Origin of the sequence: Limosilactobacillus panis DSM 6035, from assembly GCF_001435935.1 — a bacterium.
GTDB lineage: Bacteria > Bacillota > Bacilli > Lactobacillales > Lactobacillaceae > Limosilactobacillus > Limosilactobacillus panis.
Window position 1 is genome coordinate 68353 of sequence record NZ_AZGM01000140.1, and the last position, 22752, is coordinate 91104.

Genomic DNA, 22752 nt, shown 5'->3' on the forward strand with positions numbered 1-22752 from the left:
ATTTATCGTACCCTAATCTGTTGTCCCGGTCGCAACGGCGTATTAACGGACACGTTGTTCATCCGGGCTAGTTCCTGCGCTGACATTCCATTTCGTGCAGCAATCCGGTAAACACTATCACCGCGCTGAACAGTTGTGTACCGGTTGTATGAATACTTGGCCCGCTGGCTGCTGCTAAAAGAATGTTGAGCGCTTGAACTTGTCTGTGACTCTTGACTGGTGCTAGACAGGCTATTAACCGTTGTCTGCCGATCATCCGTCGTCTTTTTACTTACCCTAGAGGTTGATGAAGAATGATGGGTTGGTTTTTTTTTACTACTCACGGCCGATTTAGCGGTTTGTTCTGTTCGTACTGGGTGATTAAACGACTGCTTGTTGTTGAGCCAGTATATCAATGGTGTAGCGGCCAACAGGATAATCAATACAATCAAAACGGTGGTAATCGTTGAACTGTGCGATTCCTGCTTCCGCCGTTCCGTCCGGGATAGGTGACCACTACTGTCACGGTCTTCATTATCATTGAACTTCTTATCCCAAAGTTCATCGTTCTGTTGCCGGCTCTCCTGCCGATGGTCACTCATTCTCACTCCTCCTTTCTACGTAAAGTTAACATTCTGATTGTAGCGCACTGAATTGCTAATTGTCTAGATGGCAAAAAATGGCGGAGCTAATTTTTAACAAGATTTAATAATGAAGCCAGCCGACAATGCCAGTCAAACGACGGTGACTTAAGAGAAGGCGGTACTCTCTTTGCTAGTATTCCTGTTTCCAGCCAGTCCGCTAACTCGTGATCGCAGCACCTTTCCTGTGTAGTGGCCGATTCATCAAAATAACGGAGAATAAAGTTCCGGCGGCATTCAGCAGACTGAACATAATTGGTCATCACCTGAAGTTGAGCAAGGCGGCGCTTCTTCCGCCGGGTAAACGCCAGCTCAACCTGGGCGGGCGTAAAATGGTGCTTAAGGTAAAAGGAAAAGAGCTGGTAGTCGGGCCCTAGTGCCTTTTCATCTACCTTCCCCCGCTGAACGGCCTGCATCAGGTCAGCTGGCGGAAGGTCAACCGTCAGCAATTGCCGCGGCAGTTGCTCATCCCCAGGGGCGTATAGGATAACAGCAGCACTTTGCTTACCGTCACGACCCGCCCGGCCAATTTCCTGGACATAATTCTCTAGGCTATCGGGAAGGTGGTAGTGAATCACGAAACGGATATTTTCCTTATCGATTCCCATTCCAAAAGCACTGGTTGCACAAATCAGTTTGACCTGGTCATTCATAAACTGCTGTTGGATACGAAAACGGTCCGCCGAAGACATTCCGGCATGGTAGGAAGCCACCCCGATTTTAGTCTGCGTATTCAGCCAGTTAGCCATTTCGTTTGCTAAGCGCCGACTACTGAAATATATTATCCCCGCACCACCGAGCTGGGTTACCATCTGCAGCAAACGGGCCCTCTTTTCCTCACCGTTTTGACACTGGTCGACGGCTAAAAAGATGTTCGGCCGGTTGACCGAACGCTTTACCGTCACCACTTGATCACCTACCAGGCCAACTTTCTGAATGATATCACGGCGAACAGCCGGTGTTGCCGTTGCCGTTAACATCAAAGTAACCGGGTCCCCTAAAACTTGACGGAGTTGCTTGAGCATTAGGTACTCGGGCCGAAAATCGGGACCCCACTGTGAAATGCAGTGGGCCTCGTCGATGGTCAATAGCGAAATCTGCACCCGTTGCAATGCCTTTACGACCGCCTGGTTGGTCAAGAGTTCCGGGGACGCAAAGATAAACTTGTAATTAGCCAAATTTTGGAGTAGTCGTTGACGGTCTGCACCGTAAACCTGACCCGTTAGCATGATTGCCCCCTTCTCACCCCGGCGGTGCAGACGGTCGACCTGGTCTTGCATCAAGGAGATTAATGGTGAAACAACCAGTACCGTTTCGGCCATTAGGTAACCCGGTAACTGGTATAAAAGAGACTTCCCACCACCAGTCGGCAGGACGGCCAAAGTGTTGTGACCGCCCATAATGGCTTTAATCGTTGCCAGTTGGCCATCACGAAATTCAGTAAAGCCAAAGCGCTGCCGCAATTCCTGGTAGATTTTTTTCTCATCCATTTTCTTCACTCCCCCGAATGATCTGGTAAAGGCGAAAGCAGAAGAAGTCGCGGTTTTCGTTGTCTCCCCATCTGACAAACTGCCAGCTGGCAACGGGCCCCTCATACTTGTGCTTTAAATACTCTTTGTCTTGCGACGGCAGTAGCTTTTCCCATTGGTAGACTTGGGGTGCCAAAATCGCCGCGGTAAGAACGTGTTCACGAATTGTACCAAGTTTAAGGTGACGGCGCTGGGCAATCGCCGCCAACCCTACCCCTTGCCTAAGCATATTGATTGTCTGCCAACAGCTAGTTGAAAGTGGTGAAGAGGCAAGTAAGGGTTGGAGCAGTCGGGCGATTGGGCCCGTGGTGTTTTTAGCAAAGGCGCTGATTCCGAGAAGAGCGTCATGGTTAATGACCATCATTTCACCAATGTTTAGGCCTAGCTCCTGGCTAAGCTGGGCAATGGTCTGCCCACTGCCATCGTGTCCTACTAAGCCAGCAAAAAAAGCCGTCACTAACTGCTCATCTTCCCCTTCAAAGGCCGTTCCCAGCAACTCGAGCTCCCGAGCAACCTGTTGGACAAGCTGTACAGAAGCATAGCGGTGAAACCAGGCTTTCACCGCTCCCTGTTCTGAATAGGGAACATGCACGGGGACATAGCGCCGGTTGCGGTAGGCAAATTCCGAGACAACCTGGATTCCCAGGAGAAAGCGCTGCTCAATCCGCCTGGTATTGGCTAACCAGAACCAGTCAAAAAAATGGGGCTCATAGACGGGACTTCCTTCCTGGTAGCTCACGCCGGCGGCCGTTAGCTGGACTTGATTATCATGCAAACTGATCAACCCCGCCTTTTTTAATGCGGCGAGTTCACCGTTAAACTCGGCACGGTCCAGATCGCGCCGGCAGCCCAGCCAATTGATAAGGGAGTACTGCTGAGCCCAGAACAAATTGGCAACTGTGGGGTGGTTTTGGCAAACATTTTCAATCACCCGAACCCGCCGTGGCTGGTGATAGCTGCACAAGTGAAGTAAAAAGTCATTCACCGCCTACCCCTCCTTTCCTTTCTACTATTAATATAATACGGCAGAAATTTATAAGCGCATCAAAAAAGCCCCCTAGCCATAAACGATCACTAGCGGGGCATGCGAACTTATTTTAATTGGTGACGAAAGAGCCATTGGCGCAAGTGACTAGCAATCAGGGCAAAGACCCCGGATACCAATAGGCCCTTAATAAAGTTAAATGGCAAAACGCCCATTGCGACCAGCTGCGCCACCGGAAGTGAAGAGCGCCAGTTCCAAACGGCCATGTACAGCGGGGTCAGTACCCAGAGGTTAAGTAACGACATTACAACGGTTAAGGTAATGGTCGAAAGCAAAATTCCCATCCCCATTTGCCGCTTGAAGGACCAGCCGCGTTGCCGCCAGACAAAGCAGAACGGCAACAGGATGGCCAAGGAGGAAACGAAGTCACCAAAGATCCCAATTAGTTCACCAACCGAAAAGCCATGAACCATTGCGTGAATCAAACACTTAATAAAGGCGATTACCACCCCTGCAAGGGGTCCGTAGATGTATCCACCGAGGAGAACCGGAATATCCGAAAAGTCAATTTTTAAATAAGACGCCACCGGAATGATTGGAAACTCAAATAACATCAAAATAAAGCCGAGGGCCCCTAAGCAGGCAACACCAACCATTCGTTGAATTCGCTGATGTGAAACTGTCATAAATAAACAACCTCCAATGAGATTGCCTTCAGTTGGCTTCCCTATGAAAAAAGCGCTGTCAACAAGTTGTCAACAACGCTTTCATTATAGAAATCTTCTCTATACCAGACTTTACTGTCGGCATTGGAATTTCACCAAATTCAACCGTTCACACGGGTTGCGGGCTATCACCGCCGGTCGGGAATTGCACCCTGCCTTGAAGACAATTCGTAATATTTTCTAATCCAATTATACCGGCGATTGGACACCATGTCAACGCATTCGCCCTTGACCTTAGCCAGGGGTGGCACCAATTGCACTCTTGTGAAAGAGTGCACGTCTATACCTAAAGTTGTTTTAACTTTTTCACTTCTTCCGGCCGCAGCTCCCGGAATTCACCGGGTTGAACCCCTTGCAGGTTCAAGAAGCCATAACTTTCCCGGTGGAGTTTAATTACCGGGTGCCCCACTGCTTCCAGCATGCGCTTAACCTGGTGGTAATGCCCCTCGTGAATTGTTAATTGAACAATACTCGTCTTCTTGACCCGGTCACTCTCTTTCAAGCGCGACTTAGCCGGCTTGGTCTTGCGCCCATCAAGCTTGACTCCCAAACGAAGCTGCTTCAAGTCATTGTTAGAAACCGGGCCCTTAACCTTGGCAATGTAGGTCTTAGCAACCTCAAACTTGGGGTGCATGAGTTTATTAGCGAGTGCACCGTCGTTTGTAAGGAGCAAAATACCCGTGGTGTCGTAGTCTAAACGCCCCACTGGGTAGATTCGTTCGTCAACGCCTTCTTCACGCAAAATGTCGACAACCGTCCGCCGCCCCTTCTCATCATGAGCAGACGAGATTACCTCCCGGGGTTTGTTCAGCAGGAAGTAAACGTGTTTCTCACGATGGAGGGGAACCCCATCGACCTCCACCGTGTCACGGCTGCTGACCTTAGTGCCCAGTGTGCGCACAGTCTGGCCATTAACCTGAACATGGCCACTGGCAATTAGTTTTTCTGATGCACGGCGGGAGGCCACGCCAGCCTCCGCCATTACCTTTTGTAAACGTTCCATTACTTATCCTCCTGACGTTTCTCACGTGATTGCAAAGCCGTCAAAAACAGGTCCCCACTTACCTGGTCGGGGGCGAGTTCACTTTCTGCTGGCAACAGTGGCAGGTCATCTAGCGAAGCTAGCCCAAAGTAGTCGAGAAAGTTCGTGGTGGTAACGTACAGAAACGGTCGACCGGGAGCATCCAACCGGCCTTTGGTATCAATCAGGCCGCGAACCATTAGCTTCTGTAAGGATCCCGAACTTTGCACGCCACGGATATCGTCAATTTCTAACCGGGTAATCGGCTGCCGGTAGGCGACAATCGCCAACGTTTCCAACAGTGCAGTCGTTAGGGGGACGGTCAATGGGACCTCAAAATAGTGCTTGATTACCGGTGCCAACGCCTGCTTTGTGGCGAGCCGGTAAGTTTCGTCACTTTTCAAAAGCACGAGGGCACAGTGTGGATCCGCCTGGTAGCGCTGGGCAAGGTCACTAAGTAGTTTCCGGATTGCGGGTTTCATAAAGCCGGTAATCTTGGCCAAGTCACCCAGGGTAATTCCTTCATCCCCACTAATAAACAATAGTCCTTCAATCTGTGCCTGGTTTGTCAACTGATTGTTCGTCAATCTTGGGTCCCTCCGTTAGTATGATTGGTCCAAAAAGTTCCGCTTGCTGCAAGTTAATCCGCCGGTGGCGACTCAGTTCCAGGATGGCAAGGAAGGTGGTGACCAGGCTGTCACGTGTCCGGTCGTTCTCAAACAGGGTGGTAAACCGGACCGGTCCCTTCTTCACCTGCTTTACCACGTCCCCCATCCGTTGGGCAACGCTCACCTTCTCTGCCGCGACCGTTTCTACCAGGGGCTGGTTGAGGCGGTGGTTCTTAAGAACCCGGGCATAGGCGGCCTGGAGCTGGGTAATTGTTACTCCCGGTTTAACGTGCGCCGCAATTAATTCGCGCGGGACGTGCATTGCCGGACGGGTAAATTCCTGCTGGCGGAAGCTTTCCTTATTCTTTAACTCCCCCGCCGCCTTTTTATAGCGTTGGTATTCGAGAAGCTGGGCAACTAATTCCTGGCGGGGATCAATTTCGTCCTCCCCAGTTTCTTCCTCGTCCACGGGTGGTTTAGGCAGTAACATCTGACTCTTAATATTCATTAAGGTCGCCGCCATCACGAAGTAATCACCGGCCACCTCCAAGCGGTGCGACTGACGCTGGTGAAGGTAGTCCATATATTGGGAAGTAATGGTGACGATTTTAATGTCATAAATATCCATTTTGTTTTCCTTGATCAAGTGTAAAAGAAGGTCCAGGGGGCCCTCAAAGTCAGGAATCTTGATCACCGGTTGGTAAGGATGTTCCGTCAATGGTTTACTCATGGTTCTTCTCCCAAACTGTTATCAGCGGTTGCGTTATTAGTGTCCCCATCAGTCTTTTTTGCGGGTACTGCTCCTTAATGGCATCCAGCAGCGCGTAGACGTTTCTGCCTGACCGTTCACTCGGGGTGAAAGAGATCTGCCGGAGTAGGACATAGCTCTCCCCCTCCTCGAGGATCACAACGGCAATGAAGTGGTTATCCTCTTCGTCCTTCCACAGGTAAATGGGGAAATGCCGGGTCACCGCGTTATGCAGTTCCTCGGTAAAGCGATCATAATTATGCAGTTCGGGCAGCAACGAAATCAGGCCCATGGCAATTTTTTCGTAATCCTTCCGGTAGCGAACTAGCAAGTAATCACTCCTTTATAAACGTGGCTGGTGCTGGCGGTAACTGTTCACCAGTTCCTGGGGACTCATCTTCAAATAGGGCTTTAGCATCCGCATCTCACTGTAACCAAGCATTGCCTGAATGAGGCGACTGTCGGCCCCGTTGTTTAGTAAACGGACCGCAAAGGAATAGCGGAGCGTCTGGGGAGTAACCACCTTATCGATCTGGGCAACCTTGACTAACTGCTTGAGGTTCTTCCAAACCCCCTGGCGAGTAAGGCGGTGGCCATGTGCATTCACAAAGACAGCATTCTCATCTGGTCCCGCCAGTTTTTCGCGAACCCTAGTCAAATACTCCTGTAAACTACCACTGGCCGCTGTACTCAAGGGGATCAGCCGTTCCTGCTTACTACCGGCCCCAGAGCGAACCATCTGAATGTCTAAGTGCAGGCCTTTTAGCGATAGCTGGACGAGCTCGCTAACCCGCATTCCGGTAGCGGCCATCACTAGTAACATTGCATGATCACGGCAACCCAGTGCGGTTGTCTTATCCGGTGCCTGCAGAAGGCGTTGCGTTTCACCCTCCGTCAGGATTTCCGGTGGTTGGGGAGTTGCTCGTTGAACATTATCCACCAGTTCCAGGGGATTAAACCGTAGCCCCCGGTGACGAATCAGATAACGGTAAAACCGGCGCAGTGCCGAGAGAAGGCGATTGATGGTGGCTGCCGACCGGCCCTGGTCCTTCAGATTGGTGATGAGGTCCATGATGGCATATTGGTCAACTTTTTCCCACTCGGTGATCTGGTGGTCCCTTTCAAAAAAAGTCGCCGCCTGCTTCAAGTCCCGTTGGTAGCTTTCCAGGGTATTTGCTGCTAACCCCGCATTTTTTAAATACTGAATGTAAGTAGCTACAACATCGTCCATTACTGGTCATTCTTTTCCAAAAGAATCAGCTGACCATTCTCTTCCTTAACAAGCCGTTCCTTTAACAGGTGCCCCACCGCCCGCTTAAACTGACCCTTGGAAATACCAAAGACCTGACGAATAATCTGGGGATCCGTTTTGTCGGTGTAGGGAAGTCGGTGGTTTAGGTTGTGGTCAAGCATTGTCAAAAGCATCTGGGCATCTTCACCAATGGCCTGGTATGCACGGGGCTTGAGTGAGAGATTCAAACTACCATGAGCGGACAGACCGATTACCCGGGCCTTAACCCGCTGACCAAGCCGGGGTTCCTGGTCCCGCTCACTAGGATGAATGAAGCCCAGGTGGTAGTCATCGGTGATCACATGGGTTCCATTCAGCTTGAGACGGTAAACGGTGGCTATCATATCCCGGTTTAGGAGTCTTTTGCTAGGCGCCACGGAAATCGTGTTATAGATTGCGTCGTCTGCTAATTTTCCCCAAATTCGGTCCTTGCTATCTACCTGCAGGGCCATTAATAGCCGGTCACCAGGCTGGGGCCAGAGGTGCTTTAGTTCTGGTAGGTCATCCAGGGAAACAACAATATCCTTATTTAGAAGACCAATGTCAACAAATACTCCCAGGTCACGACGGACACTGACGACCGTGCCATAGTCATAGTGATCCACCTGGACCGTTGGTATGTGTGCACAGGTCATCTGTAACTGGTGATCTTCGTTTTCATAAACAAAGCCGCGGACCTGGCCCCCAATGTGAAGGACTTGCGGGCTCTCCACTTTGGGTAGCCGGTAAGTCTGACCGTTGCGGTCCGGTTGGACAAAGTAGTCCTGCTCATTTTCGTCAATCATCACCGCGGAAACAACTTTTCCTAATGCTGAATTCATATTTTACCCCGTTCTTTATTTTTATAGTACTGCCTATTATTTTACACGGCCACACTTAGTTTGACCAGAACTGCTTTTACACAGTGAACTGCTCGGCCATTAATGACCGAGCTCCTGGGAACACGGAGTAGTATTTAGGATGTTATACCTGTATTCAGGATACCTAACTTACAGAACTCCACTCTTTTACCATGGCTAGTCCCTAGCCAATAGCTTTTAAACCTTGATGTAAGATATTAACTGCCTCATTAATATCGCGATCGTGATGGGTGCCACAGCTTTGGCACGTCCATTCACGAATTTGTAACGGCTTTGGTCCGCTATGGTAACCACAATGACTACAAATTTGGCTGGTATAGTTCGGTTTAACAGTTACTAATTTCTTACCATACCAGGTACACTTATACGCCAACATGGTCCGGAACTGATACCAACTGGCATTTGCAATGGCCTTAGCCAGGCAATGATTTTTTTGAAGGTTTTTGGTTTTCAAATCTTCAATGACGATTACGTCGTATTGCTTAACCAAGGCCGTTGTTAGTTTATGCAAGTAATCTTTGCGCTGGTTCGCTACTTTGGCTTGGTAACGGGCCCTTTGTTGTTGTGCTTGTTGCCAGTTTTGGTAATCACCCAGTTCTTTCTTGAAGGCTTTGTGGTTATGGTTCCATTGACAGACGGCAACCGTCGCCTGATGCTTCCGTTTGGCATACTTACTTTGCCACTTGGTTGCTTGTTTTTCCGCCCATTTAGCGTTAAAGGTCCTATATTTAATACCATCAGAACTAATGGCTAGATTAGTGATGCCAACATCAACTCCAACTGCTTTTCCCGTCTTCCTTAAGTGTTCGGGAGCTTCAACCGCCACTTGTAATGACAGATAGTAGCGGCCGGTGGGCTCAAGGCAAACCGTATAGCACTTAATCTTGCCATTATCTAACAATGTTGTTTTGCTGGTACGAATGCTACCCAGTTTAGGCAACTTAACCCGGCGCTTAGCAAGCACCCGACAAACTGACCGCCCCGTATAAGCTTGGCGAATAGCACGACGCGATTTAAAACGTGGGTAACCGCCCCGATGTTTAAATAACATATTAAAGGCTTGGGCGAGGTTGTGATTAACCACTAGAAAACTAGTTGAGTCACTCGTCCTAAGGAATGGGTATTCTTGTTTGAGTCTCTTCAGTAGATAGTTCATCCCGTATTCATTAACGAAGTGACTACCGGGATTATTTTGATACCGCTCTTTGGCCATTGCCAACATTTAGTTCCAAACAAAGTGATCGTTGCCAAACATCTGCCACAATTGTTCTCTTTGCTGGGTATTGGGATATAGACGAAGTTTGATTCCCTTTATAATTTGCGCTATTTTCACCACAATCTTTCATCATTGGCCAGTCAACAAAGCTAATCAATACCTGAACACCAATCTCTCTGTTAAGGATATTATATCACATTTCAAAACATACGTTCGGTTAAAACTTAAAAAATAGGCAATTCATCACGCCCTTAAAAGAACGTGTTTCCTTGCCCGTTTTCAAAAAAGAGCTAAGCAATGCCTAGCTCTTTTTATCTCAAATTAACTATTAATTAGTCAATCGTCTTAACACGCATCATGTTGGTTGCACCTGGTACACCCAGTGGAACACCAGCAACGATGATAATCTTGTCACCCTTCTTAGCAAAGCCAAGTTCAACAGCCTTTTGAGCAGCAAGGTCAAACATCTTATCAGTGTCCTTCATTTCGTCAACAACGTAAGGTTGAACACCCCAGTTGATCATCAAGCCACGTTCTACCCGTTCATTAGGAGTAAGGGCAACGATATCAGCATTTGGACGGTACTTGGAAATCATCTTAGCAGTGTAGCCAGAAGCAGTGTAGTCAACGATGGTGTGGATGTCCAAGTCCTTAGCGGCATTGGAAACAGCGGAACCAATAGTTTCAGTTACGTCAGACTTATCCCAGTCAAAGGTTTCAGTACCGAATTCCCAAAGGTGGTTTTCAGCCTTGATGTCGATGGCGTTCATCATGGCAACAGATTCTACAGGGTAGTCACCGTTGGCACTTTCACCAGAAAGCATGGTTGCGTCAGTACCATCAAAGACGGCGTTAGCAACATCAGAAACTTCGGCACGAGTTGGCCGTGGGTTTTCTTGCATGGAGTCCAACATTTGGGTAGCAGTAATAACTGGCTTACCTAATTCGTTGCACCGCTTGATCATGTGCTTTTGAACGATTGGCACGTTTTCAGCAGGAATTTCAACCCCCATGTCACCACGAGGAACCATCAGACCATCAGCAACCTCAATGATTGCTTCAAAGTTGTCAATACCTTCTTGTGATTCAATCTTTGGGAAGATTTGAACGTCTTCCATGTTCTTTTCCTTGAGAAGTTCGCGAATGTCAAGGACATCTTGTGGCTTCCGAACGAAGGATGCGGAAATAAAGTTGATCTTGTTGTCAAGGCCGAAACGAATGTCGCTGGAGTCCTTCTTGGTAATTCCTGGCAGGTTAATGGAAACACCAGGAGCGTTAACACCCTTCCGAGAACCAAGGACACCGTGGTTCAATACCTTGCAGACCAGTTCCTTGTTAGCGTCATCCTTTTCTTCAATTTGCATGTCAATCAGACCATCATCGAAGAGAACGTGACCGCCAACGTGGGTGTCATCGTAAAGGCCTGGGTAGGTAACAGCAATCTTATCATGCGTACCTTCAATAGAATCATCCATTGAAATCCGTACTTCATCACCAATGTTGTATTCGATCTTACCTTCCTTTTGAACGGTAGTCCGAATTTCAGCACCCTTAGTATCAAGCATAATACCAACGTGCTTGCCGGTGATTTTTTCGGCCTTCTTAACGTTTTGCATCCGGCCCAGGTGTTCTGGGTGGTCACCGTGTGAGAAGTTGAAGCGGAAAACATTTGCACCCGCTTGGATCAACTTAACGATTGTATCAACATCAGTACTTGCAGGACCAAGCGTACTTACAATCTTGGTTTTCTTCATAAATGAATCTCTCCTTTGCATTTATGCATCAACTGCGGTCTGCCATTTGCATCCCTCATTTGCACACTTGTATAATAGCACTTTTCAAAATTGGTGTCTGTAATTTTTGTGCAAATTTTCCCAAGAAAACGCTGCCATCACCAAATTGTTATTATTTCTAATCAATATTTAATGTTTTAATTGCTGAAGAACAACGTTTGTCGGCCCTAAAATTTGTTTCAACCCCTGCTGAGTTGCGGCACTGGTATTAAGCCACCGGCTGGCGGGCTCTAGCATTTTAACATCCGTCTCCGGGTAATAGAGGAGGACCGGGACCCTCCCCCGGTGCTGGGACATGAACTGGCGGAGTGCTTTTATTATTGCCGGTTGGTCCTTTGTCGGATTAATCCGCAGCACCCACCGGACATGGGGGATAAATTGCTGACGAACTTGCCTTGCGTCCCGAATCGTCTTAGCAATTACTTGTAAGCCGTGACCTGGACGTTCTTCACCGTGACCAGTGATCACCAGCACCTGGTTCTTGGTAAGCAGTTGCTGGTATTCCTGGTACTGGCGAGGAAAGACAGTGATATCGACCAGCCCACTCTCGTCTGAGACCGTGATAAAGGCCATCTGCCGGTGGTCCTTCTTAGTATAAATTGTCTTGATCCGGTTAACAAAAACAATCAGGGTCACCGGCTGACCAGGTTGAACCGCCTTAACCGGCGTTACGTTTAACCGCTGCGCCAGGTCGCGGTACTGACTGACCGGGTGACCTGACAGGTAAACCCCGAGGTATTCATTTTCCTTGGCTAACCGGGTCGTCAGCGGAAACTCGGCTTGGCGACTAATCGAGGACTGGAGACTTGGGTCCGCGGCAAAGTCACCAAGCATCCCCAACAGTTCGATTCCCGACAACAGCTTAGGTAAGCTGGCAATCATTTCCGCCCGGTTATAGCCCAGACCATCAAAGACCCCGACATAAATTAAGGGGGCAATTAATTCCTCCTTTTGCCACTTACTCGGCAGGCGGTTAATAAAATTGCGGATGTCCGTAAAGGGGCCGTTTTGGGTGCGCTCCTCAAGGAAATCGCCAACGAAGTCACGGCGGACCCCCTTAATGGCACTAAAGCCAAAGTATATCTCCTGGTCCTTAATGGTAAAGCCCTGCTGACTCACGTTGATCTTGGGTCCGTTAACCTTCACGCCCATCCTTTGGGCATTGGTAATGTGCTGGCGAAGTTTGGCCACGTTTCCCTCCGCATTCATCAGGGCGGTGTAAAATTCTGCCGGGTAGTGGCATTTAAGGTAGGCCATCTCGAAGGCAAGTTTGGAGTAGGCAACCGCGTGGGACCGGTTAAAACCGTAGTTGGCAAAGCGATCGATGTAGTCAAATACCTGACTTGCTAGTTCCTGGCGGTAACCCTTCTTTTCGGCGCCAGCCATGAACTTGGTCCGCATTCCCGCCATCGTTTGCTTTTTCTTCTTACTCATTGCCCGTCGCAGCAGGTCGGCCTCACCCAGGGTAAATCCCGCCATTGCGGAAGCCAGCTGAATTACCTGTTCCTGGTAGACCAAGATTCCATAGGTCGGACCCAAAATAGGTTGCAGGGCATTATCAGGGAGCTTAACCGCCTCTTGGCCGTGCTTTCTGGCAATAAAGTGCGCGATATTTTCCATCGGTCCCGGGCGGTAGAGAGCGTTTACCGCTACGATGTCTTCAAAGCAATCCGGATGAAGGCTAACTAAGACATTGCGAATCCCAGCCGATTCGAACTGGAAGACCCCGTCCGTCATTCCCCGTTGAAACAGGTGAATCGTCGCCTGGTCATCCAACTTCACCTCTGCCAGGCTAAATTTCGGCTGGCGCTTTTTAATTAGTTTGATTGTGCTATCCATGATTGACAGGTTGCGCAGACCCAAAAAGTCCATCTTCAATAGCCCGAGGGCCTCCACCGTGTCCTTAGGAAACTGGGTCATCAAAAGGCCGTCACTCCCCTTTTGCAGGGGAACAATCTTATGCAATGGTTCTTCAGAAAGAACAATCCCGGCCGCGTGCGTTGAATAGTGCCGGGGAAGGCCTTCTAACTTCTGGGCCACGTCAAAGAGCAACTTTATCTTCGGCTGGTCAGTTAACAAGTTACGCAGCCGCTGCGACTCGGCGATTGCCTGTTGCAAGCTAAAGTGTAAACTCTTTGGTAAAGTTGCCATGACCGTCGCCAATTCATACTGGGTTAAGCCAAAGACCCGGCTGACGTCACGAATGACTTGCTTGGCCGCAAGCGTCCCAAAAGTAATAATCTGGGCAACCCGCTGGTGACCATACTTATGATGGACATACTGGAGGACCTCCCCCCGGCGGTTATCGGGAATGTCCAGGTCAATATCAGGCATCTGTGCCCGTTCCGGGTTCAGGAACCGTTCAAAGAGTAAGTGGTACTCTAACGGGTCAACCTCGGTAATGGCCAAAGCATAGGCCACTAAGGACCCCGCCGCTGACCCCCGCCCGGGATCGGTCGTTATTTTCGCCTGGTGGGCAAAGTTCATTACATCCCAGACAATCAGGAAGTAATCATCAAAGCCCATCTGGTGAATTACCTTCAGTTCCCGGTCCAGGCGTCGCTGGTAGTCACCGGCTGTGAAGCTGTTAGCGACGGGACGCTTTTTTAAACCAGCAAGGCACAGGTCCCGCAGATACTTCCCCGCCTTTTCACCGCCTGGAGTTGGGAAATGCGGTAAGACCGGCGACTTAAACTGCATGGTAACGTCACACTGAGCAGCAATCCGACTCGTTTCCGCAACTGCGTCCTGCAGGCCAGCACGCTGGTAGTCAGCAATCACCTGTTTTTGGGGCGGCAGGAAGTTTTCCCCCACCTCCTTGGATTGGTCGGCAAGATTTTTCAGCTGGGCCCCCTGGCCGATTGCCTGGAGGACTTTGGTGGCAAAAAGGTCTGTTGGGTTCAGGTAGTCAACCGGGGCGGTGGCCACCAGTGATATGCTGTTTTCGCGGGCAAAATCGCTCAACGCGGCCCGCTCAACACTGTCTAAGCTAAGGTTAACCCCCAGATAGAAATTATTTTGAGCAATTGGTCCCTGAAATTCATCTAGCCAACTGTTTCCCTGACGGAGGAGACCGAATACCCCCACCTGGACCGGGACTAGGACGATAAGGTCCCCTAAGTACTTGCTAATGGTAGCCAGGGAGAGTGGCAACTGCTCACGGTCCCTTGTTTGGTGGATTGTCGAAATATCCATCAGGTTTTGATACCCAAGCTGGCTTTTGGCCAGTAGGGTGAGCTGCAAGCGGGTCTGGTTAATATCCGCCAGGTGCACTGTCATCTCGAGGCCAATCAGGGGCTTAATTCCGGCCTGCTTGGCGGCGTTATAAAACTCAACGGCCCCATACAAAATATTTTCATCGGTCAAAGCCAATGCCGAATAGCCACGCTCTTTAGCGGCCTGAACCAGGTCATTAATCTGGATGGGACTGTTTAAAAGACTGTAACTACTGTGCACCTGTAATGGTACGTAATCCACGATGGCCACTCCTTTCCTGAGAAAATTATAACAAAAGTTCGCCTTCCTGGTGACTTTTTACCCCTGTGTTTCTCTCCTAATTGTGCTAAAATAAGGTTTATACAGAGGGGATGAAATTCATGAAGACCTTATCAAAGAACATTATTGCTGCACTCTGGGGACTGATCCTCGCTGAAGTGTTAGCATACATCACTTCCCAACTTGAAGGGATGACACCTGACTACAAGTTAATGGCAATCATCGGTGCCGTCATGGCCATCATCGCCGTTAACTGTGTAAATGCCATTACCGGCAAGGCTGACCCTGCTAAACAAGAAAAGTAAAAATCAGCTTTTATTAAAAATAAGGGACCACGAAGATCGTGGCCCCTTATTTTTTTCGATAAACCGATTACTGGTGGTCAGCCAGGTTCAATTCGTTGATCTTGAGCAAGACATCGAGTGCCCGTTCCATCGTTTGTAGGGATACATACTCATAGCGGCTATGCATGTTTTCGCCCCCTGCAAAGAGGTTCGGCGTCGGCAGGCCCATGTAAGAAATTGTCGACCCGTCAGTTCCGCCCCGCACTGGGTAGATGTCAGGCTTAATGTCGAGTTCTTCCATTGCCCGCTTAGCAAGTTCGACCACGTCCATGTGGTCCTTTAAGGCATCCTTGAGGTTGTAATACTGGTCATAAAGCTTCATCGTGATCCGCTTTTCACCGAGCTCAGTATTCAGGCCATCGACGATTCTTTGCAAAAGGTGCTTACGCTCTTCAAAGGTCTGCCGGTCATGATCACGAATCAGGTAGGTCATTGAAGCGTGGTCAACAGTGCCATTGAACTTGTAGAGGTGGAAAAAGCCCTCCCGCCCCGCTGTTTTTTCAGCCCGTTCGTGGCTTGGCAAGCTGTCATGGAGGTCAATGGCTACCTGGATAGCGTTGACCATCGTTCCCTTGGCCACCGCCGTATGAACGTCTTTCCCGGCAATTTTAATTTCCGCCTGGGCGGCATTAAAAGTTTCGTATTCAAGCTCGCCAAGTGGTCCCGCGTCAACGGTGTAGGCAAAGTCCGCCCCGAAGTCGGCCACGTCAAAGTGGTCGGCGCCAGTGCCGATTTCCTCATCTGGACCCAAGCCAATCTTGATCTCACCATGCTTAATTTCCGGGTGCGCCTGGAGGTAGGCGGCCATTGTGACAATTTCGGCTACTCCGGACTTGTCATCAGCACCAAGGAGGGTTGAGCCATCAGTGGTAATCAGGGTATCACCCTGGTACTTCTTCAGTGAAGGGAAGTCGGCCACCGTTAACTGGTACTTGCCATCCTGGCCTAACTGGATATTTGAATGACCATCATAGTCTTTTACAATCTGCGGATTCACATTGTGGGCATTAAAGTCGGCCGTGTCAACGTGGGAAATAAAGCCCACTACCGGAACATCCTGATCAACGTTACTTGGAATAGTTCCCATCAAATAAGAACTCTGCTGGTTGATGTGGACATTTTCAACCCCCAAGTCCCGCAGCTCACCTGCCAATTCATTCAAAAAGGCAGTTTCCTTAGGGTCTGAGGGAATAGTTGACGACGCCGGATTGGAACGGGTCTCGGTTTTGACATACTTTAAGAAGCGGTCTAGCAGGCCATCATATTTTTCAACAAGCATAGAAAAAGTCCTCCTTACTGGTTAACGATAAAGGTAAACGGGTCGGTATTGATGGTATTTTCACAGATATCGAATTCCCAACCGTTTTCCTTTTGCCACTGCTTAAACAGGCGGGCAAGTTGGTGTTCACAAATTACTTCAATGTGGTGACCAGGGTCAACCACAGTTAAGTGATTAGCAATCATATCATGGGCAAAGTGGTAGCTAACATCCCCGGTTACGTAGGCATCCGCCCCCGCTTGAACTGCCTGCTCATAGAAGTCCTGGCCGGCACCACCCAAAACGGCAACCCGGTGGATTGGCTTTTCGGCATCAGCAGGGTTGGTAATCAAGCGGAGACCGGGGACCTTGAAAAGCCGCCGACAAAATTCGGCAAACTCCCGTGCGTTCATTGCTCCGTTAATGGTGCCCACCCGGCCCATTCCAACGGGTTCCTTGCTTACCGGGTCACTACCAGCCGGCACTAGTGGCTGGCAATTAGTCAGTCCTAGTTTAGCTGCCAGCCAATCGTTCATCCCGCCATTAGCGGTATCCAGATTGGTATGGGCAGCGTAGATCGTAATGTGGTTAGCAAGAATCTTAGCATACATTGCATTTTGAGGATTGCGGGTATCTAGGTCCTTGGCAGGATGAAACATCACCGGGTGGTGAGCAAAGATAAAGTCGACCCCCATGCTAACGGCCTCATCGACCGTTTCGGGGCGCACATCTAAAGTCGTCATTAGCCGGTGAATTGGTTGGTCCGGATCCCCAATCTGCAAACCAACATGGTCCCAATGCTCCGCTAGCTGTGGACTGGCGAACTTTTCAAAGCGTTTGATTAACTCTGTTCCCTTAGTCATCCTGTATGGCCTCCTCTACCATCTTTAATCGTTTCTTCAACTGACTAATCTTCGCTTGCGGTGGCTGCTTTGCCCCCGCCATCTGCTGAAGAACCCCGTTCTGGCGTTGCTGGTATTCTTGCCACTTTTGCTTGAAGATGGGTCCTTTTTTTTCCAAAAGGAAGGGGCCAAACATCAACTCATACTCACTGTAAGTGAAGGGAACCACGGACGGCTCCGCCATAATGATTTCATAGATGTGGTCATCTTCTTCAATTAACCGCTCGTCCATAATCTGGTAGCTATTTTTTAAGAGCCACTGCCGCAACCGGTATTCGCCAACGTTCGGCTGCAAGATTAGGCGCTTAACACCTGCTAATTGGGCCCGTCCCTTTTCCAGGATGTCAGCAATCAAAGCACCGCCCATCCCAGCAATTACAACCGTATCGACCTTATCGGTTGGCCGAATTGCAGCTAGACCATTGGCAAGACGGGGGATAATTGTCTTTGTCAGGCCATTCTCTGTGATTTCCTTAACCATGTTGTCATAGGGACCCTTAGCAACCTCACCAGCAACCGTAAATTGAATTCGCCCTTTTAAGGCCAAAGCCGCTGGGAGGTAGGCGTGGTCCGACCCAATGTCGGCTAACCGGGCACCCTGGGGGACAAATGCCGCCACCTGGGTGAGCCGTTTTGAAAGGTGTTTCTCGTCCACGTTATCATTTCCTTTTTTTTCTTATTCACTTACCAGTATACCAAAAGGATCAGCGGACTTGAACAAGGCAGCCAATCACCAATATAAAAGCACTTAGGGTCTCAGGCAAAAACGGCCAGCTCCTAAGTGCTTTTCTTCTTGTTAATTTTTAGCTAAGTTGCTTAACGTATTCACTGATTCGCCGTAATGCTTCCTTGATATCCTCATCGGATGAAGCATATGAGAGACGGATATAGCCTTGTCCACCGGCACCAAAGGCACTACCAGGAGTAACCCCCACCTTGGCTTCCTTAGCCAGGTTCCGGGCAAACTTTTCATCATCCATTCCGAAGAACTGGGGAATCTTTGCAAAAATGTAAAAGGCCCCTTGGGGAGTTGCCATCTCAAAGCCCGCCTTGGTTAACCCGGCAATGATCATGTCCCGCCGGCGTTGGTATGCCTTCCGGAAGGCAATTGGATCATCCAGACCGTTCGTGAGGGCTTCGGCAGCCGCTACCTGGGTGTTGTCCGTAACCGTCGTAACCAGGTATTCGTGCATTTGCAAAATCTTCTTTGCAATCTTTGCTGGAGCGGCAACATAGCCAATCCGGTAACCAGTCATCGCATGTGACTTCGAGAGGCCGGAAATCAGGATCGTCCGTTCTGGAATAATTGATGCAATTGAATAGTGCTGGACATCGTAAACCAGCTCGCTGTAAATTTCGTCCGCAATTACGTAGAGGTGGTGCTTAGCAATTACCTTTGCTAACCCCTCCAGGACTTCCTTTGGATATTCACGACCAGTTGGGTTATTCGGGTAGTTCAGTAAGACTGCCTTGACACCGTCGCCCTCCTTTTCGATTGCTTTTTCTAACCGTTCGGGGGTCAGAACAAAATTATCAGCAGAAGTGTCAATTTGGACCCCGGTAGCGCCCGTCATTGAAATCAACGGGAAGTAAAGGGCAAAAGTTGGGGTAGGAACGATTACCTTATCACCAGTATTGAAGAGCGCAAAGAAGGTCGAGTCGAGGGCTTCAGTTGCCCCCACCGTAACCACAACTTCATTATCCGGGTTGTAGTTTACCTGGCGCGTTTTTTGGACATAGTTACTAATCGCCTGGAGCAGTTCTGGCTTCCCGGCCTGTGGTGCGTAGTGGGAATCGTTATTTTCAATACTCTTAATGGCCGCCTGCTTAACGTGTTCCGGGACGTTGAAATCGGGTTCCCCGATGGTCAACTTAATAATTCCTGGAATCTTAGAAACTTCCTTATTGAATGCCCGAATCCCCGAGGGCTTCAAAGCGTTCAACTTATGACTAACGGTACCATAAAGATCTGATGATAATTCAGGCATATTCGTTCTCCTTTTGTACAAACAAACTATAAACAACTTGCTTTAATTCTAATATTATGTGAAAAATGCGTCAAGAATTTTTTAACAATATTTTAATCTTATTTTAAAGATAAAATAAGCCTTCAGTTTAGAGAAAAGATCTGTAAACTGAAGGCTTATCTGTGCCCACCCAATAATGTTTTCAACTATTTAGGCACCTGTTCAATTGTTTTACGTATATATTAACTAGGACGGCTTATTCCAAGAAGTCCTTTAGTTGCTTAGAACGGGATGGGTGGCGAAGCTTCCGCAAGGCCTTGGCTTCAATCTGCCGAATCCGTTCACGAGTGACACCAAAGACCTTCCCCACTTCCTCGAGGGTCCGGGTCCGGCCATCATCAAGACCAAACCGCAGCCGTAAGACGTTTTCTTCACGGTCAGTTAACGTATCCAAGACGTTTTCTAACTGTTTTTTCATCATTTCGTAAGCGGCATGGTCAGCCGGGCTTGTAGCATCTTGGTCTTCAATAAAGTCACCCAGGTGAGAATCGTCCTCTTCACCAATTGGTGTTTCCAATGAAACCGGTTCTTGGGCAATCTTAAGGATGTTCCGGACCTTTTCGGTTGGCATATCCATCTCAGCACCAATTTCCTCCGGTAGTGGTTCCCGGCCAAGGTCCTGGAGCAGTTGCCGTTGGATCCGGATCAGCTTGTTAATGGTTTCAACCATGTGGACGGGAATCCGAATTGTCCGGGCTTGATCAGCAATTGCCCGGGTAATCGCCTGCCGAATCCACCAAGTTGCGTAGGTTGAGAACTTGAATCCCCGCCGGTAGTCAAACTTTTCAACAGCCTTCATCAGCCCCATGTTACCTTCTTGAATCAGGTCAAGGAACTGCATCCCCCGGCCAACGTAACGCTTGGCAATGGAAACCACCAGCCGGAGGTTCGCCTCAGCCAGTTCCTGCTTGGCAACCTCATCTCCCTGCTCAATCCGCAGGGCCAGTTGAACTTCCTCGTCCGCCGTTAAAAGGTTAACCCGGCCAATTTCCTTGAAGTACATCCGGACAGGGTCATTGATCTTAACCCCGGTTGGCGCGGAGGTATCCTTCATCGCCTTCTGTGACAGCTTTTCCGTTGCCTTAAGTGCCCGGGGATCGGGGTCACCGTTTTCGTCAACCACACTGATACCGGCATCCTCGACATTTTGCAACAGGTTATCGATACCATCGGCGTTCAGCTCGTATGGTTTTGCCAGCTTTTCTGTTAATTCGTCATAGCGGATTTCCTTTTTCTTCTTGTACTGACGAATCAGCTTTCCAACAGCAGTATCGTATTCTTGTTGGCCAAAATCATCACTGTTTGAAATAACAAGATTCTTTTTCTTACTCTTTGCCATATTAATTAGTCTCCTCTGCTTTATACTGTTGCTGCTTTTTCAATAGGTCAACTAACTTAACCGTTAGCTGCATCACCAACTCATTGTTGTTCAAAGTATTAGCTTCCTTCAGCTTCCTTTGTACCTGGTCAATTTGTGTAGCGAGTGGCGTCTGGTGCATGATGATCCGCACGCAATCGTCAATAACCGGCATCTTAATTACCGGGTTGACGTTCAACTGCTCGATTAAACTGAGGGTGTTGCGCAGGTCATCCTCGTTCAGGTAGTTCAAGAAGTCTGCCACCGAATAGTCTCCATGCTCCGTAAAATAGCTTGCTGCTAACAGGTACAGTGTCTGATAACGTTCATGAACAAAATGAAAGTCATCTTCTGCCGTAACGTGCGCCCACACCTCTTGGCTATGAAGCATGTAATATAGGAGCATTCGTTCGGCCAGTTCCGTCCGACTGACTGATTTTTCCGACTCCTGAATTGCGGGCTGGGCGTACTCTTGGCGTGATACCACCCGCTGTTGGTAACTCTGCCCCGGTGTTTGCGGATGAATCCCCAGTTGTTCTGACAGCTGGACCAACTGACTTTTGAGTGCCGCCTTATCAAGAGAAAATTCATCAGCAAGCCGTCCCAAGTACATATCCTGTTCAACCGGCGATGTTACCTTCGCAATCACCTTTAACGACTGGTCAAGGTAGTTGATCAACTCACTCTGTTGGCCTAAGTTACGGTCATTACGGAAGAAACGCAGGTAAAAGTCAACCACCGTTTCTTCGTGCTGGCTGAGGTACTTCTTAAACTTCTCACCACCATATTTCTGGACGTACTCGTCTGGATCAATTCCCGCCGGTAGTTGGACAATCCTGGTAACCATATTGCCGGTGGCTTCCTGGTCAACCAACTTAATTGCCCGGTCGATCGCATTTTGCCCCGCGCTATCACCATCATAACAAATATCAAGTTGGGGCGTTGACCGCTGGATAATGGCCACCTGTTCCTCAGTAAAACTGGTTCCCATTGAGGCAATCCCGTTTGAAACACCAGCACCGTATGCTGAGATGACATCCATAAAACCTTCAAACAGGTATATCTTGCCCGTTTGCTTTGCATCCTTGCGGGCAACGTCAAGGTTAAAAAGCGTCCGCCGTTTATTAAAGATTAGGGTTTCCGGGCTGTTCAAGTACTTTGGCAGGTCATTGTTTGCAGTACTGAGTAGGCGCCCAGAAAAGGCAATTACTTGCCCCCGCTGGTTTTTTATCGGGTAAATCACCCGGTCAACAAAGCGATCGTGCAGTTCCCCCGCCTGGTCCTCTGTAAACAATCCCGACTTACGGAGAATCTGGTAGTCAATCTTTTGCTGGTCACAAAATGCCTTCAACACCCGCTGTTCCGGAGCATAACCAAGCTGGAACTGTTCCACCAGGTCATCGGTCATTCCCCGTCGTTTGAGGTAGGCCCGGGCGACAGCACCAGCAGGGGTATTAACCAGGATGTGGTGGTAGAGCTGGGCGGCCCTTTGGTGCAGGGCAATCAACTGGCCAGCCTCACTATTGGCAAATTGGGACGTAGCCTGACCGGTTGACTCTTGGTACTGCTGTGGCAGGTCAATCCCGCTGTCCTTGGCAATTTTTTGCACCGCCTCAACAAAGCCAATATGCAGGTAATCCATTAGAAATTGGAAAACATTTCCGCTTCGTCCACAACCAAAACAGTGGTAGTACTGCTTCTCTTCGTTCACTGAGAACGACGGGGTCTGCTCCTCATGAAAGGGGCATAGGCCGGTAAAGCTCTTCCCCGCTTTTTTTAACTGAACGTACCGCCCAATTACGTCAACAATATCAACCAAATTACGTACCCGATCGATTGTATCACGTGGTATGCGCGCCATTGAACCACCCCACTTGATTAATCTGCGTACAGTAACGAAAGGTCGCAACCATACGGAATGCGACCCTCCTCTACTTATCAACACATAATTCACTTAATATATATGATACCAC

19 protein-coding genes, 1 pseudogene and 1 riboswitch are annotated in these 22752 nt (G+C 49.1%); of the genes and pseudogenes, 1 reads left to right on the forward strand and 19 read right to left on the reverse strand.

Going from position 1 to position 22752, the window contains the following annotated elements:
* Positions 1-2: 2 nt before the first annotated feature.
* The 13 genes and pseudogenes from FD32_RS08845 to dnaE form a co-directional block, all read right to left on the reverse strand.
* On the reverse strand, positions 3-581 hold the full coding sequence (locus FD32_RS08845) for an SAG1386/EF1546 family surface-associated protein (RefSeq protein ID WP_047770039.1): 579 nt from the start codon (positions 579-581) through the stop codon (positions 3-5).
* A gap of 86 nt (positions 582-667) precedes the next feature.
* Complete coding sequence (locus FD32_RS08850; RefSeq protein ID WP_047770037.1) at positions 668-2110, reverse strand: RecQ family ATP-dependent DNA helicase; 1443 nt, start codon at positions 2108-2110, stop codon at positions 668-670.
* Entirely contained in the window at positions 2103-3134 is a 1032-nt protein-coding gene (locus tag FD32_RS08855) for a helix-turn-helix domain-containing protein (RefSeq protein ID WP_047770034.1), read from the reverse strand. The genes FD32_RS08850 and FD32_RS08855 overlap by 8 nt, the downstream gene beginning before the upstream one ends.
* 107 nt (positions 3135-3241) lie before the next feature.
* A complete protein-coding gene (locus FD32_RS08860) occupies positions 3242-3820 on the reverse strand; it encodes an ECF transporter S component (protein WP_047770032.1) in 579 nt (192 codons plus the stop codon).
* Positions 3821-3908: 88 nt separating this feature from the next.
* A riboswitch (FMN riboswitch) is annotated at positions 3909-4028 on the reverse strand.
* A gap of 117 nt (positions 4029-4145) precedes the next feature.
* The gene (locus FD32_RS08865; RefSeq protein ID WP_047770030.1) at positions 4146-4862 is read right to left on the reverse strand and encodes a pseudouridine synthase; all 717 of its coding nucleotides are present in this window, start codon (positions 4860-4862) and stop codon (positions 4146-4148) included.
* Positions 4862-5467: an SMC-Scp complex subunit ScpB gene (gene scpB, locus FD32_RS08870; RefSeq protein WP_047770028.1), complete on the reverse strand. Its 606-nt coding sequence runs from the start codon at positions 5465-5467 to the stop codon at positions 4862-4864. Before scpB ends, FD32_RS08865 begins: the two co-directional genes overlap by 1 nt.
* Positions 5430-6218, reverse strand: a complete 789-nt coding sequence (locus FD32_RS08875; RefSeq protein WP_047770026.1) for a segregation and condensation protein A — start codon at positions 6216-6218, stop codon at positions 5430-5432. Before FD32_RS08875 ends, scpB begins: the two co-directional genes overlap by 38 nt.
* The gene (locus tag FD32_RS08880) at positions 6211-6567 is read right to left on the reverse strand and encodes a hypothetical protein (RefSeq protein WP_047770025.1); all 357 of its coding nucleotides are present in this window, start codon (positions 6565-6567) and stop codon (positions 6211-6213) included. The genes FD32_RS08875 and FD32_RS08880 overlap by 8 nt, the downstream gene beginning before the upstream one ends.
* Before the next feature lie 12 nt (positions 6568-6579).
* A complete protein-coding gene (locus FD32_RS08885; RefSeq protein WP_047770023.1) occupies positions 6580-7467 on the reverse strand; it encodes a tyrosine-type recombinase/integrase in 888 nt (295 codons plus the stop codon).
* Positions 7467-8348: a CvfB family protein gene (locus FD32_RS08890; RefSeq protein WP_047770021.1), complete on the reverse strand. Its 882-nt coding sequence runs from the start codon at positions 8346-8348 to the stop codon at positions 7467-7469. The genes FD32_RS08885 and FD32_RS08890 overlap by 1 nt, the downstream gene beginning before the upstream one ends.
* Positions 8349-8550: 202 nt before the next feature.
* Positions 8551-9714, reverse strand: a pseudogene (locus FD32_RS08895) (RNA-guided endonuclease TnpB family protein).
* Between the two features lie 221 nt (positions 9715-9935).
* Positions 9936-11357 (reverse strand): pyruvate kinase, encoded by a 1422-nt coding sequence (gene pyk / locus FD32_RS08900; RefSeq protein ID WP_047770019.1) that lies wholly within the window; start codon positions 11355-11357, stop codon positions 9936-9938.
* Between the two features lie 168 nt (positions 11358-11525).
* Positions 11526-14873: a DNA polymerase III subunit alpha gene (gene dnaE, locus FD32_RS08905; protein WP_047770017.1), complete on the reverse strand. Its 3348-nt coding sequence runs from the start codon at positions 14871-14873 to the stop codon at positions 11526-11528.
* Between the two features lie 119 nt (positions 14874-14992).
* Between dnaE and FD32_RS08910 the strand changes: the two genes are divergently transcribed.
* A complete protein-coding gene (locus FD32_RS08910) occupies positions 14993-15196 on the forward strand; it encodes a DUF2929 family protein (protein WP_047770015.1) in 204 nt (67 codons plus the stop codon).
* Positions 15197-15263: 67 nt separating this feature from the next.
* Here the strand turns inward: FD32_RS08910 and pepT are convergent, their stop codons facing one another.
* From pepT to dnaG, 6 genes are all read right to left on the reverse strand, one after another.
* Complete coding sequence (gene pepT, locus FD32_RS08915) at positions 15264-16514, reverse strand: peptidase T (protein WP_047770013.1); 1251 nt, start codon at positions 16512-16514, stop codon at positions 15264-15266.
* Between the two features lie 14 nt (positions 16515-16528).
* Positions 16529-17356, reverse strand: coding sequence for a Nif3-like dinuclear metal center hexameric protein (locus tag FD32_RS08920; RefSeq protein ID WP_047770011.1), 828 nt, complete (start codon positions 17354-17356; stop codon positions 16529-16531).
* Positions 17349-18050, reverse strand: a complete 702-nt coding sequence (locus tag FD32_RS08925) for a tRNA (adenine(22)-N(1))-methyltransferase (RefSeq protein WP_047770009.1) — start codon at positions 18048-18050, stop codon at positions 17349-17351. Before FD32_RS08925 ends, FD32_RS08920 begins: the two co-directional genes overlap by 8 nt.
* A gap of 148 nt (positions 18051-18198) precedes the next feature.
* The gene (locus tag FD32_RS08930; RefSeq protein WP_047770007.1) at positions 18199-19383 is read right to left on the reverse strand and encodes an aminotransferase class I/II-fold pyridoxal phosphate-dependent enzyme; all 1185 of its coding nucleotides are present in this window, start codon (positions 19381-19383) and stop codon (positions 18199-18201) included.
* Between the two features lie 235 nt (positions 19384-19618).
* The gene (gene rpoD / locus FD32_RS08935) at positions 19619-20761 is read right to left on the reverse strand and encodes an RNA polymerase sigma factor RpoD (RefSeq protein ID WP_047770005.1); all 1143 of its coding nucleotides are present in this window, start codon (positions 20759-20761) and stop codon (positions 19619-19621) included.
* 1 nt (position 20762) lies between these two features.
* On the reverse strand, positions 20763-22640 hold the full coding sequence (gene dnaG / locus FD32_RS08940; protein WP_047770004.1) for a DNA primase: 1878 nt from the start codon (positions 22638-22640) through the stop codon (positions 20763-20765).
* Positions 22641-22752: the final 112 nt, after the last annotated feature.

What these genes read in the sequence shown, in the direction of transcription:
- FD32_RS08930 (WP_047770007.1), bottom strand. Translation starts at nt 19,383, where the DNA reads ATGCCTGAATTATCATCAGATCTTTATGGTACCGTTAGTCATAAGTTG.
- FD32_RS08920 (WP_047770011.1), bottom strand. Translation starts at nt 17,356, where the DNA reads ATGACTAAGGGAACAGAGTTAATCAAACGCTTTGAAAAGTTCGCCAGT.
- FD32_RS08865 (WP_047770030.1), bottom strand. Translation starts at nt 4,862, where the DNA reads ATGGAACGTTTACAAAAGGTAATGGCGGAGGCTGGCGTGGCCTCCCGC.
- pyk (WP_047770019.1), bottom strand. Translation starts at nt 11,357, where the DNA reads ATGAAGAAAACCAAGATTGTAAGTACGCTTGGTCCTGCAAGTACTGAT.
- FD32_RS08845 (WP_047770039.1), bottom strand. Translation starts at nt 581, where the DNA reads ATGAGTGACCATCGGCAGGAGAGCCGGCAACAGAACGATGAACTTTGG.
- FD32_RS08875 (WP_047770026.1), bottom strand. Translation starts at nt 6,218, where the DNA reads ATGAGTAAACCATTGACGGAACATCCTTACCAACCGGTGATCAAGATT.
- FD32_RS08910 (WP_047770015.1), top strand. Translation starts at nt 14,993, where the DNA reads ATGAAGACCTTATCAAAGAACATTATTGCTGCACTCTGGGGACTGATC.
- rpoD (WP_047770005.1), bottom strand. Translation starts at nt 20,761, where the DNA reads ATGGCAAAGAGTAAGAAAAAGAATCTTGTTATTTCAAACAGTGATGAT.
- FD32_RS08850 (WP_047770037.1), bottom strand. Translation starts at nt 2,110, where the DNA reads ATGGATGAGAAAAAAATCTACCAGGAATTGCGGCAGCGCTTTGGCTTT.
- dnaG (WP_047770004.1), bottom strand. Translation starts at nt 22,640, where the DNA reads ATGGCGCGCATACCACGTGATACAATCGATCGGGTACGTAATTTGGTT.
- FD32_RS08860 (WP_047770032.1), bottom strand. Translation starts at nt 3,820, where the DNA reads ATGACAGTTTCACATCAGCGAATTCAACGAATGGTTGGTGTTGCCTGC.
- pepT (WP_047770013.1), bottom strand. Translation starts at nt 16,514, where the DNA reads ATGCTTGTTGAAAAATATGATGGCCTGCTAGACCGCTTCTTAAAGTAT.
- FD32_RS08885 (WP_047770023.1), bottom strand. Translation starts at nt 7,467, where the DNA reads ATGGACGATGTTGTAGCTACTTACATTCAGTATTTAAAAAATGCGGGG.
- FD32_RS08890 (WP_047770021.1), bottom strand. Translation starts at nt 8,348, where the DNA reads ATGAATTCAGCATTAGGAAAAGTTGTTTCCGCGGTGATGATTGACGAA.